Origin of the sequence: Amycolatopsis sp. NPDC049252 (genome assembly GCF_043197175.1) — a bacterium.
Lineage (GTDB): Bacteria > Actinomycetota > Actinomycetes > Mycobacteriales > Pseudonocardiaceae > Amycolatopsis.
Genome location: NZ_JBICSQ010000093.1, coordinates 1 through 15,476, shown reverse-complemented (window position 1 = coordinate 15,476; position 15,476 = coordinate 1). Strand labels below are relative to the sequence as shown.

At 71.7% G+C, this 15,476-nt stretch carries 10 protein-coding genes and 1 pseudogene; 6 read left to right on the top strand and 5 right to left on the bottom strand.

What is annotated here, in order from left to right; translation table 11 throughout:
- The first annotated feature begins 225 nt into the window (after positions 1-225).
- Positions 226-1,161 (top strand): acyl-CoA desaturase, encoded by a 936-nt coding sequence (locus ACGFMK_RS42990; protein WP_392775771.1) that lies wholly within the window; start codon positions 226-228, stop codon positions 1,159-1,161.
- 52 nt (positions 1,162-1,213) lie between these two features.
- On the top strand, positions 1,214-1,759 hold the full coding sequence (locus tag ACGFMK_RS42985; protein WP_392775768.1) for a polysaccharide deacetylase family protein: 546 nt from the start codon (positions 1,214-1,216) through the stop codon (positions 1,757-1,759).
- Here ACGFMK_RS42985 and ACGFMK_RS42980 read toward each other — a convergent pair.
- The gene (locus ACGFMK_RS42980) at positions 1,749-2,765 is read right to left on the bottom strand and encodes an endo-1,4-beta-xylanase (RefSeq protein ID WP_392775765.1); all 1,017 of its coding nucleotides are present in this window, start codon (positions 2,763-2,765) and stop codon (positions 1,749-1,751) included. The two genes, ACGFMK_RS42985 and ACGFMK_RS42980, sit on opposite strands and share 11 nt — an antisense overlap.
- Before the next feature lie 137 nt (positions 2,766-2,902).
- Here ACGFMK_RS42980 and ACGFMK_RS42975 point away from each other — a divergent pair, with 137 nt between their 5' ends.
- A complete protein-coding gene (locus tag ACGFMK_RS42975; protein WP_392775762.1) occupies positions 2,903-3,961 on the top strand; it encodes a LacI family DNA-binding transcriptional regulator in 1,059 nt (352 codons plus the stop codon).
- Between the two features lie 1,567 nt (positions 3,962-5,528).
- On the opposite strand, the gene ACGFMK_RS42970 is transcribed toward ACGFMK_RS42975, so the two are convergent.
- The 4 genes from ACGFMK_RS42970 to ACGFMK_RS42955 are packed head-to-tail and all read right to left on the bottom strand — an operon-like array spanning position 5,529 to position 11,610.
- Complete coding sequence (locus ACGFMK_RS42970; protein WP_392775761.1) at positions 5,529-8,549, bottom strand: glycosyl hydrolase 115 family protein; 3,021 nt, start codon at positions 8,547-8,549, stop codon at positions 5,529-5,531.
- 15 nt (positions 8,550-8,564) lie between these two features.
- On the bottom strand, positions 8,565-9,389 hold the full coding sequence (locus tag ACGFMK_RS42965) for a carbohydrate ABC transporter permease (protein WP_392775758.1): 825 nt from the start codon (positions 9,387-9,389) through the stop codon (positions 8,565-8,567).
- Positions 9,389-10,357: a carbohydrate ABC transporter permease gene (locus ACGFMK_RS42960; protein WP_392775755.1), complete on the bottom strand. Its 969-nt coding sequence runs from the start codon at positions 10,355-10,357 to the stop codon at positions 9,389-9,391. Before ACGFMK_RS42960 ends, ACGFMK_RS42965 begins: the two co-directional genes overlap by 1 nt.
- Positions 10,354-11,610, bottom strand: coding sequence for an extracellular solute-binding protein (locus ACGFMK_RS42955; protein ID WP_392775753.1), 1,257 nt, complete (start codon positions 11,608-11,610; stop codon positions 10,354-10,356). The genes ACGFMK_RS42960 and ACGFMK_RS42955 overlap by 4 nt, the downstream gene beginning before the upstream one ends.
- 172 nt (positions 11,611-11,782) lie before the next feature.
- Here ACGFMK_RS42955 and ACGFMK_RS42950 point away from each other — a divergent pair, with 172 nt between their 5' ends.
- The 3 genes and pseudogenes from ACGFMK_RS42950 to ACGFMK_RS42940 all read left to right on the top strand — a co-directional run.
- On the top strand, positions 11,783-12,793 hold the full coding sequence (locus ACGFMK_RS42950) for a LacI family DNA-binding transcriptional regulator (RefSeq protein ID WP_392775751.1): 1,011 nt from the start codon (positions 11,783-11,785) through the stop codon (positions 12,791-12,793).
- A 29-nt stretch (positions 12,794-12,822) separates the two neighbouring features.
- On the top strand, positions 12,823-15,156 hold the full coding sequence (locus tag ACGFMK_RS42945) for a beta-glucosidase (protein WP_392775748.1): 2,334 nt from the start codon (positions 12,823-12,825) through the stop codon (positions 15,154-15,156).
- A pseudogene (locus ACGFMK_RS42940) lies at positions 15,153-15,476 on the top strand (SGNH/GDSL hydrolase family protein); the annotation flags it as partial. The gene ACGFMK_RS42945 and the pseudogene ACGFMK_RS42940, both read left to right, overlap by 4 nt.

Here is a 15,476-nt window from a genome sequence, read left to right as displayed (position 1 = left end):
TCACACGACCCTCGGGTAGCCTCGGAAACACGGGAGCACCTCGTACGCCGGCGCGGTGCCGGACGCACTCCCGTCCCCCGCGGCCCTCGACGGCCGGGCGCCGGCAGGAGCGGCGACCGCGCGGCGGGCCACGCTCACACAGCTGATCAGCCGGGTGTTCCGCGTCCCCGGCCTCCCGCGCAGGCACCCCTCCGCGCGTGGCGAATACCTCGAAACGAGTAGTGCATGACCTCACCCACCTCGGTGAAATCCCGGCCTGCGCCGAAGCCCGTCCTGTCCGGCAAGCAGACCATCGCCGAACTGATCACGATCCGCACGTTCCTGCTGGTCCCGTTCCTCGCGCTCGCCGCGGCCATCCCGGTGTTCTGGGGCTGGGGCGTCAGCTGGCTGGACCTGACCATCGGCGGCGCCTTCTTCGTCGTCTCGACCCTCGGGATCACGGTCGGCTACCACCGGTACTTCACCCACGGCGCGTTCCGCGCGAAGCGGGCGCTGCGCATCGCGCTCGCCATCGCCGGCGGCCTCGCCGCCCAGGGCCCGGTGCTCACCTGGGTCGCCGACCACCGCCGCCACCACGCGTTCTCCGACCGCGAGGGCGACCCGCACTCCCCGTGGCTGTTCGGCACGTCCCCGGTGGCGCTGGCCCGCGGCTTCTGGCACGCGCACATGGGCTGGCTCTTCGGCCGCGACAAGACCAACGTCGCCCGGTTCGCCCCCGACCTGGCCGCCGACCGGGACATCAGCATCGTCGACCGCCTGTTCCCGGTGTGGGTGGTGACGAGCCTGCTGCTCCCGGCGCTGCTCGGCGGCCTGATCACGCTGTCGTGGTGGGGCGCGCTGACCGCGTTCCTGTGGGCCGGGCTGGCCCGGATCTCCTTCCAGCACCACGTGACGTGGTCGGTGAACTCGATCTGCCACATGATCGGCGAACGGCCCTTCGTGAGCCGCGACCGCTCGGCCAACTTCTGGCCGCTGGCGATCCTGTCGATGGGCGAGTCCTGGCACAACTCCCACCACGCGGACCCGACGTCGGCCCGCCACGGCGTGCAGCGCGGCCAGATCGACATCTCCGCCCGGGTGATCTGGGCGTTCGAGAAGCTCGGCTGGGCCTGGCAGGTCCGCTGGCCCACGGCCAAGCGCCTCGCCGCCATGGCGCGCTGAAAGCCCGCCGAAACTCCTTGCCGGTCGTCGCGGGCGGGGTGACCGTGGACGGATGGACACGGTTGCCCTGACCTTCGACGACGGCCCCCACCCGGAGACGACGCCGGCGCTGCTCGCCACCCTCGGCGACGCGCCCGCGACGTTCTTCCTCCAGGGCTCCTGCGCGGCCGATCACCCGGACCTGGTCCGCGCCATCGCCGCGGCCGGGCACACGATCGGCAACCACAGCTGGACGCACCCGCGGCTGCCCTCCCTCTCCCCCGCGGAGCGGGAGCTCGAGGTGGCGCGCACGCAGGACCTGCTGACCGGGATCACCGGCACCCGGCCGCGGCTGTTCCGCCCGCCGTACGGCGACACCGACGCCGCGGTGGCGGCCACGATCGCCGGGCACGGGCTCGCCGAGATCCTCTGGACCGTCGACACCCGCGACTGGGCCGGGGCTTCGGCGAATGAGATCGTCGAAGCCTCGGCCACCGTCGAGCCGGGCGGGGTGATCCTGATGCACGACGGCGGTTACGCGTCGACCGTCGCCGCCGTCCCTCGCATCCTGGCCGCGCTCGCGGCCCGCGGCCTGCGCGCGGCCGCCGTCACGGGTTGATGCGGGTGTAGGCCGGCTTGGGCTTCAGGTCGGCGTCGAACAGGCAGGCCGCGCCCTCGCCGGGGAAGACGTCCGGGACCCACGAGTGCCGGTCGGTGAAGCCCCACGTCGTGAACTCGACGCACTTGCGCACCGCCTGGCAGCCGTCCCACAGCTGGTCGAAGTAGCTCGCCTGGGTGTCGAGCTTCGCGGCGTCGGGCGGGGTCGGGATGCGGACGTCCGCCTCGGTGACCGCGACGTCGACACCGAGCGAGGTGAGCCTCTTGAGGTTGGCCCGGTAGCCGTCCGGGAAGCCGTACTGGATCGACAGGTGCGCCTGGACGCCGACACCGCCGATCGGCACGCCCTGCCGCCGGAGCGTCTTCACGAGGTCGTAGACGGCGTCGCTCTTCGGGTTCTTGCCCTCGATGTTGTAGTCGTTGAGGTAGAGCGTCGCGGACGGGTCGGCCGCGTGCGCCCAGCGGAAGACGTCGGCGACGAAGCCGTCCCCGAGCTTCTGCCGGAACACGGTGTCCCGGCGGGTGCCGTCTTCGTTGAAGATCTCGTTGACGACGTCCCAGGCGCGGATCTTTCCCTGGTACCGCTTGACTTCCGTGGTGATGTGGTCGTGCAGCACGCGGCGCAGCTCGTCGGCGGGCAAGGCGGCGACCCAGTCCGGGAGCTGCGAGTGCCAGACCAGCGTGTGCCCCCGGACGGTCTTGTGGTGCGTTTGCGCGTACCGCACGACGGCGTCGGCGCCGGACCAGTCGTACTGGCCACGCACCGCTTCGATCGTGCCCCATTTCATCTCGTTCTCCGGCGTCACGTTGTCGAATTCCCGGGTGAGCACCGCGCGGTAATCGGGCTCGGAAGCGAGATACGACGCGGCCACCGCGCTGCCGACGTAGCGGTGCGTGATGTCCTTCAACGGAACCGACGCGGAAGCCGCGGGAGCCGGCCAGACGGCGACGCCCGCGAGCGCCATCATCGCGACCAGGGCGCGTTTGACCGGAATTGCGTACACCATCTCATGACTCCTCGGGGGAATGGGGATGGTTTTCGACGATAGAAGCCGCCGATGACGGCGGTCAAGGCACCTGTCGGAGCAATGATCGAAAGTTTCGAACGTGTCCATTCCGCGCCGGATGACCTAGAATCCCCTTCATGCCAGTGAAATCCGACGATCTCGAACCCGCAGCGTCGCGGGTCACCATCGCCCGGATCGCCGCCGAGACCGGCGTTTCCGTGCCGACCGTTTCGAAGGTGCTGAACGGACGTCCGGACGTCGCCGAAAGCACCCGCGCCCGCGTCGAAGCGGTCATCGGGAAATACGGTTACCGGCGCCGCGCGGACGAACGCTCCCGCCGTTCCCGGCTCTTGGAACTGATGTTCCACGAACTCGAAAGCACGTGGGCGCTCGAAATCATCCGCGGGGTCGAGTACGTCGCCCGCGAAAACGGAATGGCGGTCGTGCTGGCGGAATCGTCGGGGCGGCACACGCCGGGGCAGAGCTGGCTGGAAAGCGTGCTCGCCCGGCGGCCGGTCGGCATCGTCTCGGTGTGTTCCGACTTCACCGGCGGGCAGCTGGCGAAGCTGCGCGCGCGGGACATCCCGCTGGTGATCGTCGACCCGGCCGGCGCGCCCGGCCCGGAGACGCCCTCGATCGGGGCCACGAACTGGCAGGGCGGGCTGACGGCCACCCGGCACCTGGTGGAGCTGGGCCACCGGCGGATCGCGATGATCGGCGGCCCGGACGGCGTGCTGTGCAGCCGGGCCCGCATCGACGGCTACCGCACGGCGCTGGAGACGGCGGGCCTGGCCTTCGACCCGGCCCTGGTCCGCCGCGGCGACTTCCACGTCCGCTCGGGCTACCGCGAGCTGGCATCACTGCTCACCCTCCCCGACCGCCCGACGGCCGTCTTCGCCGGCAGCGACCTGCAGGCCCTGGGCGTGTACGAGGCAGCTCGCGACGCGGGCCTGAAGATCCCGGGCGACCTGAGCGTGGTCGGTTTCGACGACCTCCCGGTGGCCCGCTGGCTGACACCGGAGCTGACGACGATCCGCCAGCCCCTGCAGGAGATGGCCGCGGCCGGGGCCCGGCTGGCGATCGCGCTGGCCCGGGGGCTGGCGCCGGACGCCCGGCGGCTCGAGTTGGCGACGAGCCTGGTGGTCCGGCACAGCACGGCGGCGCCGGCGGAGAACGTGATCCCGGCACCGAGGTAGCCGGGCCGGACTCCGATCGCACGACGCGGCCCCGGCACCGAGCCGATGCCCGCTTGCACTCTTCGGACCCCGGCACGTGAGCCTGCCGCACGGACATGACCAGGCCGCGGTTCATCGGCAGACCACCGGCTCCGGCCCGCAACCCGATCGCGCGGCACGGCTGCCACACCGACATGACCGTGCCGCCGCCCACTGGAATTCCACCGAGCCCGTACCGCGACGCAGGTGCCACCGAAGCAACCCGGCCGATGCCCACCGGCGCCCGGCCCAGCGGCACAGCCGCCGGTCACGACGGTGCGCCCCTGGGCCACCGCCGGTCCGCCGGAGACCGCCGCTGCGGCGAACCACACCCGCAGCGGGCAACCGCGCTCGACCCGGCTCACGACCGCGGTCCCAGCCTCGTACTCTTCAGCCGCCCCGGACAACTCGCCCGCGGAACGGCCGCCAGGAACCGCCCCGCTGGCCAAGCACACCCACAGCAGGCACCCCTGGCAACCAAGGCTGGCCCGGCTCACGACCGCGGACCCAGCCTCGTACTCTCCGGCCGCCCCGGACAACTCAGCCGCGGCACGCCCGCCGGGAACCGCCCCGGCGGCCAAGCACACCCGCGGCAGATACCCCCAGCCACCGCACCCGGCCCGGCTCACGACCGGGGTCCCAGCCACGTACCCTCCGGCCGCCCCGGACAACTCGGCCGCGGCACACCCGCCAGGAACCGCCCCGGCGGCCAAGCACACCCACAGCAGGCAACCCCACCAACCAAGGCTGACCCAGCTCACGACCGCGAACCCAGCCATGTACCCTCCGGCCGCCCCGGACAACTCGGCCGCAGCACACCCGCCAGGAACCGCCCCGCCGGCCAAGCACACCCACAGCAGGCACCCCTGGCAACCAAGGCTGGCCCGGCTCACGACCGCGGACCCAGCCTCGTACTCTCCGGCCGCCCCGGACAACTCAGCCGCGGCACGCCCGCCGGGAACCGCCCCGGCGGCCAAGCACACCCGCGGCAGATACCCCCAGCCACCGCACCCGGCCCGGCTCACGACCGGGGTCCCAGCCACGTACCCTCCGGCCGCCCCGGACAACTCGGCCGCGGCACACCCGCCAGGAACCGCCCCGGCGGCCAAGCACACCCACAGCAGGCAACCCCACCAACCAAGGCTGACCCAGCTCACGACCGCGAACCCAGCCATGTACCCTCCGGCCGCCCCGGACAACTCGGCCGCAGCACACCCGCCAGGAACCGCCCCGCCGGCCAAGCACACCCACAGCAGACACCCCCGGCAACCACACCCGGCCCAGCTCACGACCGCGGTCCCAGCCACGTACTCTTCAGCCGCCCCGGACAACTCGGCCGCAGCACACCCGCCAGGAACCGCCCCGCCGGCCAAGCACACCCACAGCAGGCACCCCTGGCAATCAAGGCTGGCCCGCCTCACGACCGCGGACCCAGCCTCGTACCCTTCAGCCGCCCCGGACAACTCGGCCGCAGCACACCCGCCAGGAACCGCCCCGGCGGGCAAGCACACCCGCGGCGGATACTCCCGGCAACCACACCCGGCCCGGCTCACGGCCGCGGTCCCAGCCTCGTGCTCTCCGGCGGCCCCAGGTAACTCGGCCGCAGCCCGCCGGTGTCGACCACCAGTTTCCGTACCACCACCGCCGGGTCGATCATCCAGACCTTCAGCACGTGCGGACCCGGCGAGGCGACCACATGGCGCGTCGAGGTCAGGTTCACGTTGTCCGAGGTCGTTCGCTCCCACTGGCGGTTCATGGTCATGTCGTCCGCGCCGGAGACCTTCGTGATGTTCACGACCTGTGGTGCCGCGTCGTCCAGCGAGATCGCGTAGCGCAGGCCGTCGCCCTGCAGGACGTTGTTGCGCGGGGAAAGGTACGCCCAGACCGTCACCGGGCCGGCCGTCAGCAGCGTCATCCGGTACTCCAGGCGCGGGCCCGCCCCCGCGGTGCGGCTCGCGGCCGTCACCGGGAACGGGGTCATGCCGAGGTCCGGGACCGGCCGCCACGACACACCCGCCGCCGGCACGGCGTCGCCGTGGGCGGCCTCCATCGAGACGTAGCCCCCGGCTTCGACGAACCCCCGTTGCCAGAGAGGCGGCAGGGAAGGCTGACGCACGACGGCGTCCACCACCACCGAGCGGCCCGCGCCCGCCACGGTGATCGGCACGGTCGTGGTGCCCTTCGGCGCCCGGGCCCAGTCGATCCGCACCGTCATCCGCAGCTCCTCGTCCACCCGGCCGCCGCGCGGCTCGACCCGTACCCACGGCGCCCCGGCCGTGACGGTGCAGCGGAACGGCGTCCGCCCCCGGTTGAACACGTCGACGTACTGGGCCGGCGCGCTCTGGAACGGGCTGAACTCCGGCAGCACCGGACGCCCCGGCGCCGCGGGCCACCACAGCTCCGAGCCGTCGACGGCCACACCCAGCTCGGCGGCCGACGGAACGGAAACCCGTTGCACCGCCGGGAAGATGACGTCCGGCAACGCGACGTTGTCCTTCTCCGGCTGCTGCCACGGCGCGTTCGGCCCGTAGCGCGCGACGTCGCCGTAGTCGATGTGCGGCTGCGTCTGGAAGCCCTTCCACTTGCCACCCGCGATGCCCGTGTTGTACTTCTCGGCCAGCGCGAGGTCGTCGGCGAACCGGGCCTCGGTGACGGCGGCGAGAGCGTTCGCCGAGGAACGGCCCTGCGCCGCGTACCGCAGGTTGGTGAACTCCGCGCGCCGCAACGCGTACAGGTTCGCCGACGCCTTGACCTCGTACAACACCAGCTCGTAGTAGGCGTCGCGATAGGCCGCGGGCAGTCGCGAAGCGATCTTCGACGCACGCGAGGCCAGGGCCTGCCACTCGTCGGTGACCGTGTCCAGCTCGCGGTAGTTCACCAGGCTGAACGGCGTCGCCTGGTCGTCGTAGACGATCGTGCCGTCCGCCTGAAGCGTGATCTTCCGGTTCAGCAGCTCCGGCTTGCGGCGAGACTGCAGCCGTCCGTAGTCGTGCAGCACCGACGCGATGTCCGACGCCGGCGCGGCCCCGAAGTTCATCGACGCGAAGTCGCGTTCCCATGTGGACAGTTGCGAAGCGGGCAGCGCCGCGGGGTTCCAGGCGTAGTCGAGGAAGAACTGCAGGGGCAGCTCGTTGCCCTTCATGTCCCCGACGTTCGCGACCCACAGCCGGTCGTTGCCGTAGGAGACGGCCTGGTTCAGCTGCTCCCACGTGTTCGCGAGCAGGGCCGTGTCGACCCACTTGTAGTTGCGGCCGCCGCCGACGTAGTCGAAGTGGTAGTAGAGCCCGTACCCGCCCGGATGCGGCGGCAGCGAGAGGTCCGGATGCTTGCGGATGTTGCCCCAGTTGTCGTCGGTGAACACCACGATGACGTCGTCCGGTGGGCGCAGGCCCTGGGCCCAGTAGCGCTGGACTTCCTTGTAGAGCGTCCACACCTGCGGGACGTCCGTGCTCAGCTCGCGCGCGAGGATTTCCCGTTCGGTGGTGATGATTTCGCGCATGAGCTCGATGCCGTCGCCGTCGGGCAGGCTGACGTCGCCGTTGCCGCGCATGCCGAGCGTGACGACGCCTTCGAAGTCCTCGCGGGCCATCCGGCGGATGCCGTCGGCCCAGTAGGCCTTGATCGCCTCGCCGTTGCGGCGGAAGCTCCACTCCCCCGTGCCGCCGTACGGGTCGTGGCCGGGCGTGACGACGTTCCCCGCCGCGTCGCGGACCGCGGCGACCGCGTGCCGGTTCCACTCCTCGATCCCGCGCATCATCGGCGCTTCGTGCGAGGTGCCCATGACGACGCCGTACTCCTTGGCCGTCGCGTGGTTGAGCGGGTCGTCCTCGGCGAACGCGCGTCCCCAGACCGCGGGCCACAGGTAGTTCGCCCGCAGCCGCAGCAGCGTCTCGAAGACCTTCGCGAAGAACTCGTGGTTGAAGCCGCCCGGATACCCCGGCGCCTTACCTGGCCCGAAGAACGCGGGAGCCCAGGTGCCGAGCGCCGGGTTCTCGTCGTTGATGAAGAACCCGCGGTACTTGACGCGCGGCGTGCCCAGGCTGAACCGCTCACCCGGCAGGTGCAGTTCCGCGCTCTGCCGCGGCGGGACGTCGGCCCACCAGTACCACGGCGAGACGCCGATGCGCCGCGAGACCTCGTAGACGCCGTAGATCACGCCGCGCTGGTCGCTGCCGGTGAGCACGAGCTTCCCGTCGACGACCTGGCTCAGCGACGTCTCCCACTGGCCGGCGATCCCGGTGACGTCAAGCTTGCCCGCGTGGACCAGGCCGTCGACCAGGGGGCTGTGGCCGAGGGTCCCGACCAGCACCACCGGCCCGTGCGCGGGGACGACGTCGACCGACACCGCCGGCCGCACGCCGGTGACGCGCTCCACGTCCGCGGCCAGGTCGCCGACGACCCGGCGGACGCCGGGGAAGTCCCCCGAGCCCACCACGATCGTCGCGGCTTTCCCGTGCGACACCAGGGGGAATCCCGTGCCGGCTTCGGCGGTCCCCGGCAACGCGGCGGTTCCCGCGCCGGCGAGGGCCAGCAGTTGCAGGAAGGTACGGCGGTGTACCTCGGACGTCACGGCAGGCCTCCTGGGTCAGCCCTTCACGGAGCCGGTCAGCCCGCCGACGATGCGCCGTTCGGCGAGCACGAAGAACGCGAGCGCGGGGATCATCGACAGCGCGGTGAACGCGAGCACCCGGGCGGTGTCCTGGGAGTACTGGGACTGGAAGCTCGCGACACCGAGCGGAAGCGTGAAGTGCGCGGAGTCGTTGAACACCAGCAACGGCAGCAGGTAGGCGTTCCAGCTGGTGACGAAGGCGAGGACGCCGACCGTGGTGAGCGCGGGCGCCGACAGCGGCAGCAGGATGCGCCAGAAGAACCCGATCCGGCTCGCGCCGTCGAGCACGGCGGCGTCTTCGAGCTCGGCCGGGATCGCGTGCATGAACGGGCGGAGGATCACGATCGTCACGGGCAGCGAGAACGCCGCCTCCGGGATCGCCACGCCCCAGAAGCTCTCCAGCATCCCGAGCTGGCGCAGCCACAGGTACAGCGGCAGCGTCGCCACGGTGAGCGGGAACAGCAGGCCGAGGGTGAACAGCGTGTACAGCGCTTCACGGCCCTTGAACTGGTACCGGGAAAGCGCGAACCCGGCCATCGAACCCAGGCCGACGGCGACAGCGGTCGCGATCACCGCGATCAGCGCGCTGTTGCCGAGGAATCCCCAGAACGCGCCCGAGCCCAGGACCGAAGCGTAGTTGTCGGTGACCCACGGGCCCGGCAGCCCGGCCGGGTCGTTGTTGATCTGGGCGTTGGTGCGGAACCCGCCGAGCACCACGAACAGCAGCGGCACGACGGTCACCCCGAGCACCACGATCGCCGCGAGGTACCCCACCGACAGGCCGAACCGGCGCGAGCGCATCAGCCCACCATCCTGGTCAGGGCGCCCTGGGTGTCGCGGCGGAGCGCGAACCGCTGGTACAGCAGGGCGAACGCGAAGCAGATGACGAAGAGGATCACCGCGACGGCGGAGCCGAACCCGAACTCGTAGCGCTTGAAGCCGTGGTCCACCAGGTAGGTCGCCATCGTCGTCGACGCGTTCGCCGGCCCGCCCAGCGTCATGATCCACACGACGTCGAACAGCTGCAGCGAGCCGATCACCGACAGGAAGATCCAGATCCGGATGGTCGGGCCGAGCAGCGGCAGCACGACGTGCCGGGTGGTCTGCCACGCCGACGCGCCGTCGAGCGCCGCGGCCTCGCGCAGTTCGGGGGGCACGCCCTGCAGACCGGCGAGCAGCAGGATGATGCCGAAGCCGATGTACTTCCAGGTGATCACCGCGAACATCGTGTAGAGCACGATGCCCGGGTCGGCCAGCCACTGGTGGACCAGGCCGCCGAGCCCGGCGCCCTTCAGCACCTGGTCGGCGAACCCGTTGGGCTGCAGCATGAGCACCCAGATCACCGCGGTGATCGCCTCGGACAGGACGTACGGCGCGAACACCAGGGCGCGCAGTACGGCGCGTCCCCGCAGCTTGCGGTTGAGCAGCATCGCCAGCCCGATCGACAGCGGCAGCTGCACCACGATCGACAGCCCGGCGATGATCAGGTTGTGCACGATCGCGCCTTGGAACACCGTGCCGCTGAACGCGTCCACGTAGTTGTCGAGACCGATGAAGTCGTCGAGCGGGCCGAAGCCGTTCCACTGGAACAAGCTGTAGAACCCGGCGATCCCGATCGGCACCAGGACGAAGCCGACGAACACCAGCAGGGCGGGCCCGAGCAGGAACGTCAGCTCGAGCCGCTTGCGCAGGCTCGAACGCCGCTTCCGGACCGGCACCCCCGGTGCGGGCGGTCGCGCCGCCCGCACCGGACTGGTGGTCGTGGTCACTTGTTGCCCGCCGCGGCCTGGTTGACGGCCGCCACGATGCCTTCGGGGGTGCCCTGGCCGGCGAACATGTTCGCCACCGCGTCGTTCAGCGCGGCGCCGACCGCGGTCGGGAACGCCCGGTCGAAGTACATCTGCAGGTAGGGCGCCTTCGTGCCGTAGTCGTAGACGGCCTTCAGCGTGTCGGTCTTCAGCGACTTCGCGGCCACGGTGTTGACGGGCAGGCCGGCCCCCTGCGCGGCGAGCTGCGTCTGCACCGGCTCGCTGCCCAGGTACTGCAGGAAGTCCGCGCACGCCTTCGACGCGCGGGTGGTGCAGGCGAAACCGTCGCCGCCGCCCAGCACGGCCGCCGGATCGCCCTGCCCGCCCGCCACGGACGGGAACGGGAACCAGCCGACCTTCGAGTCCAGCTGCTTGTCGTCGGTCAGGGCCGACATCGTGCCGGGCTCCCAGTCACCCTGCAGTTCCATCGCGGCCTTGCCGTTGGCGACGAGGCCCGCGGAGCTGCCCGCGCCCTGCTGGGCCGGGGTGCCGGCGAACCCGGTCTGGAAGGGCTGCGTGGCCAGGAAGCTCTTCAGGTCCTGCCCGGCCTTCGTCCAGCACGGGTCGTCCAGCTTGACCGCCTTCACCGACTGCTTGAGCACGTCGATCGAGCACTCGCGGACGGCGAAGTAGTTGAAGTAGAAGGCATCCGGCCAGCGGTCCTTGCCGCCGACCGCGATCGGCGCGATGCTCTTGGCCTTCAGCTGGGTGACGGCGGCGTTCAGCTCGTCCATCGTCTTCGGCGGGGTGGTGATGCCGGCCTGCTGGAAGAGGTCCTTGCGGTACCAGAAGCCGACGAAGTGCTGCTCGAAGGGCACGCCGTACTGCTTGCCGTCGACCTGCCAGTTCTCGCCGAACTTGCCGGTGGTCTGGGTGATCCACGGCTTCGTGGCGTCGGTGATGTCGGCGACCTTGTTCGAGGTGATCTGCGAGGCGAGGTCACCGGCGCCCCAGGACTGGTAGACGTCCGGTGGTGTGGCCCCCTGCAGCGCGAGCGGGACCTTGGTCGGGAAGTCCTCGTTCTGCAGCGGCTGGGCCTTGATCGTCACGTCGGGGTGGGCCTGGTGGTAGTCGGTGACGACCTTCTCCCAGATCGACTTGATCGGGTCGGTGGTGCCGTTGTGCCACCAGGTGAGGGTGACCGGCCCGCTCGGCTGCGCGGGCGTCTCGCTCCCCCCGCTGCACGCCGAGAGCGCGAGCGGAAAGACCGCCACCAGCGCTGCGAAAACGGAGATTCTGCGTTTCACAAACATCTCTGGTCCACTCCTGACGACTTCGGCCGAGTAGGACGGGGCGCGACTGCACCCGGGTTGGCGAAGAGTTTGCTCCCGGCCAAAACGGATGTCAATCGTTGTCGATAACGTTTTACATGGCTAGTCTGAGCCGATGCAGCCCAGTTCGAGGGTGACCATCCGTGACGTCGCGGCCCGCGCCGGCGTCTCGGTGGCCACGGTCTCCAAAGTGATCAACGAGCGCTACGGCGTCTCCGCCGCCACGCTCGCGAAGGTCCGGGCGGTGATCGAAGAACTCGGCTACGAAGCGAGCCTCGTCGCGCAGAGCCTGCGCAACCACCGGACCAACGTGATCGGGATCCTGGTCGCCGACCTCGAACCGTTCTCCACCGAGCTGCTCAAGGGGGCCGCGGACGCCATCCGCGGCAGCGGTTTCGAGCTCGTCGTCTACTCCGCGGGCGGGCGCACCGGCGACCCGAAGGGCTGGGAGAAGCGCTACCTCTCCCGGCTGAGCGGCACCCTCGTCGACGGCGCCGTGCTGGTCACCCCCGCCGTGTCCCTGGAGGCCGTGCCCGGCACGCCGGTGGTGGCCGTCGACCCGCACACCGGGCCGTCGCACCTGCCGACCATCGACTCCGACAACCTGCGCGGCGCGCAGCTGGCCACCGAGCACCTCCTGGAGCTGGGCCACCGGCGGATCGCCTTCCTCGCGGGACGGCCCGACCTGCAGTCGGCCCAGCTGCGCAAGACCGGCTACCTGCGGGCGCTGACCGCGGCCGGGGTGCCGTTCGACGAAAGCCTGATCCGGGACGGCGCCTACGACCCGGAGATCTCCGCGGCCTCGGCGCACGAGCTGCTGACCGGGCCCGACCGGCCGACCGCGGTGTTCGCCGCGAACGACATCTCGGCCATCGCGACCGTGGGGGCGGCCCGCGAACTGGGCCTTTCGGTGCCCGAAGACCTTTCCGTGGTGGGCTTCGACAACGTGCCCGAGTCGGCGCTCTGCAGCCCGCCACTGACCACAGTGGACCAGCCGATCCGCGAGATGGGCCACCGCGCGATCAGCATGCTCATCGCGCTGATCAACGGCGACGAGGTCGAGCGCACCCACCTGACCCTGGACACGGGCCTCGTGGTGCGCAGCTCGACCCGCGCCCTCTCCTGATCTTTCTCCCCGACGAAGGGCGGACCGCCTTGACCACGCAGCCCACCGAGTCCTCCGATGCCCTGGATGCCTTGGAGGACACCGCGCCCTCGGAGCCGTGGCGCGACCCCGCCGCCGACCCGGCCGAGCGCGTCCGTGCCCTGATGGCGCGGATGACCCTGCGCGAGAAGCTCGCCCAGCTCTACGGTGTCTGGGTCGGTATCGACGCGGGCGGCGAGATGGCTCCGCACCAGCACGACTTCGTCGACGCCGGGATCGACCTCGACGATCTGGCCCGGCACGGGATCGGCCAGCTGACCAGGGCGTTCGGCACCCGCCCCGTCGACCCGGCGATCGGCGCCCGCACCCTCGCGCGGACCCAGCGGCAGATCACCGCGAGCAGCCGGTTCGGGATCCCCGCCGTGGTGCACGAGGAGTGCCTGACCGGGCTCGCCGCGTGGCAGGCCACCGTCTACCCGGCGCCGCTGTCCTGGGGCGCGAGCTTCGACCCGGACCTGGTGCGCCGCATGGGCGCGCGGATCGGGCTGACGATGCGCCGCCTCGGGGTGCACCAGGGGCTCGCGCCGGTCCTCGACGTCGCCCGCGACCTGCGCTGGGGCCGCGTCGAGGAGACCATCGGCGAGGACCCGTACCTGGTCGGCACCATCGGCGCCGCCTACGTCGCCGGCCTGGAGTCGGCGGGCGTCATCGCCACGTTGAAGCACTTCGTCGGCTACTCCGCATCGCGCGCGGGACGCAACCTGGCGCCGGTCTCGGTGGGGCCACGGGAAATCGCGGACGTCCTGCTCCCGCCGTTCGAGCTGGCGTTGCGCGCGGGCGCCCGGTCGGTGATGAACTCCTACACCGACATCGACGGTGTCCCGGCCGCCGCCGACCCGGCCCTGCTGACGGACCTGCTGCGCGGCACCTACGGGTTCACCGGCACCGTCGTCGCCGACTACTTCTCGGTCGCGTTCCTGCACCGGCTGCACGGCGTCGCGGCCGATCGCGGTGACGCCGCCGGACAGGCGCTCGCCGCGGGCATCGACGTCGAGCTGCCGACCATGGACTGCTACGGCGAGCCGCTGCTCGCCGCGGTGGAAGGGGGCTCGGTCGACGCCGCCGTCGTCGACCGGGCCCTCGAACGCGTGCTGCGGCAGAAGTGCGAGCTCGGCCTGCTCGACGCGGACTGGGCGCCGGACGTCCCCGACGAGATCGACCTCGACGACGACGAATCCCGGGCGCTGGCTCGGGAGGTCGCCGAACGCTCGATCGTGCTGCTGCACAACGACGGCACGCTCCCCCTCGCCCCCGGGCGCAAGGTCGCCGTCGTCGGGCCGCGCGCGGACGCGGCCGGCGCGATGATGGGCTGCTACTCGTTCCCGCTGCACGTGGGCGTCCACCACCCCGACGTCCCGTTCGGCGTCGAGGTGCCGACGGTCGCCGAGGCCCTGCGCGCCGACCACGACGTCAGCTACGCCCTGGGCTGCCCGGTGACCGGCGGGGACGACGAGGGGATCGCGGAGGCGGTCTCGGCGGTGGCCGCCGCGGACGTCTGCGTCGCGGTGCTGGGCGACCGGGCCGGGTTGTTCGGCGGCGGGACGTCCGGCGAAGGCTGCGACGCGCCCGACCTGCGGCTGCCGGGCCGTCAGGAAGAACTCCTCGAAGCCCTGCTGGCGACGGGCAAGCCGGTGATCCTGATCCTGCTCTCCGGCCGGCCGTACGAGCTGTCGCGGCAGGCGGACCGGCTGGCGGCGATCGTCTGCGGTTTCTACCCCGGCGAGGAGGGCGGGCCCGCGCTCGCCGGTGTCCTCAGTGGACGGATCAACCCGTCGGGCCGGCTCCCGGTGTCGTTCCCGGCGGCGGGGGCGAACCAGCCCTCGACGTACCTGGCGGCCCCGCTGGCCCGCCGTAGCGAGGTGAGCACGGTCGACCCGACCGCGCTGTTCCCCTTCGGCCACGGGCTTTCCTACGCGCCGGCGACCTGGCAGGACGTCAGCGCGACGGGTTCGCTGTGGCCGACCGACGGCACCTGCCGGGTCCGGGTGACGCTGCGCAACGACCACGACCGGCCGGCGTCCGAGGTGGTCCAGGTGTACCTCCACGACCCGGTCGCCGAGGTGGCCCGCCCGGAACGGCAGCTGATCGCCGCCCGCCGGGTCGACCTCGCGCCGGGCGAGACGCGGGTCCTGGACATCGGGCTGCACGCGGACCTGACGTCCTACACCGGCCGCGCGGGCCGGCGCCTAGTCGAGCCGGGTGACGTCGAGCTGCGCGTCGGCACGTCGAGCGAGCGGATCGTCTCGACGTTGCACTGCACGCTGTCCGGACCGCGCCGGGAGGTCGGGTTCGAGCGCGTGGCGGCGCCGGAGTTCTCGTCGTGAGGCGGCCGTTGGCGATCACCGTGCTGGTGGTGCTGACGGCGCTGTTCGCGGGCGCGTCCGGCCGGCCGCCGTCGTCGCGGTGGGTGGCGACCTGGACGTCGATGCCCCAGCTCACCGAGCCGGGCAACCTGCCGCCGGCGCCGTTCACCGGCGCGGACCGGGTCCTCGACAACACGACGCTGCGCCAGACCGTCCACGTTTCCGCCGGCGGCCCGCGCATCCGGCTGCGGTTCTCCAACGCCTTCGGCGGCGCTCCCCTGCCGCTGACGGCGGTGTCGGCGGCCCGGCCGGCCGCCGGGCACGCCGGGGTGAGCGCGATC

Excerpts from the sequence above, each read along its gene's own strand:
- ACGFMK_RS42990 (WP_392775771.1), top strand. The coding sequence starts at position 226 with ATGACCTCACCCACCTCGGTGAAATCCCGGCCTGCGCCGAAGCCCGTC.
- ACGFMK_RS42985 (WP_392775768.1), top strand. The coding sequence starts at position 1,214 with ATGGACACGGTTGCCCTGACCTTCGACGACGGCCCCCACCCGGAGACG.
- ACGFMK_RS42980 (WP_392775765.1), bottom strand. The coding sequence starts at position 2,765 with ATGGTGTACGCAATTCCGGTCAAACGCGCCCTGGTCGCGATGATGGCG.
- ACGFMK_RS42975 (WP_392775762.1), top strand. The coding sequence starts at position 2,903 with ATGCCAGTGAAATCCGACGATCTCGAACCCGCAGCGTCGCGGGTCACC.
- ACGFMK_RS42965 (WP_392775758.1), bottom strand. The coding sequence starts at position 9,389 with ATGCGCTCGCGCCGGTTCGGCCTGTCGGTGGGGTACCTCGCGGCGATC.
- ACGFMK_RS42950 (WP_392775751.1), top strand. The coding sequence starts at position 11,783 with ATGCAGCCCAGTTCGAGGGTGACCATCCGTGACGTCGCGGCCCGCGCC.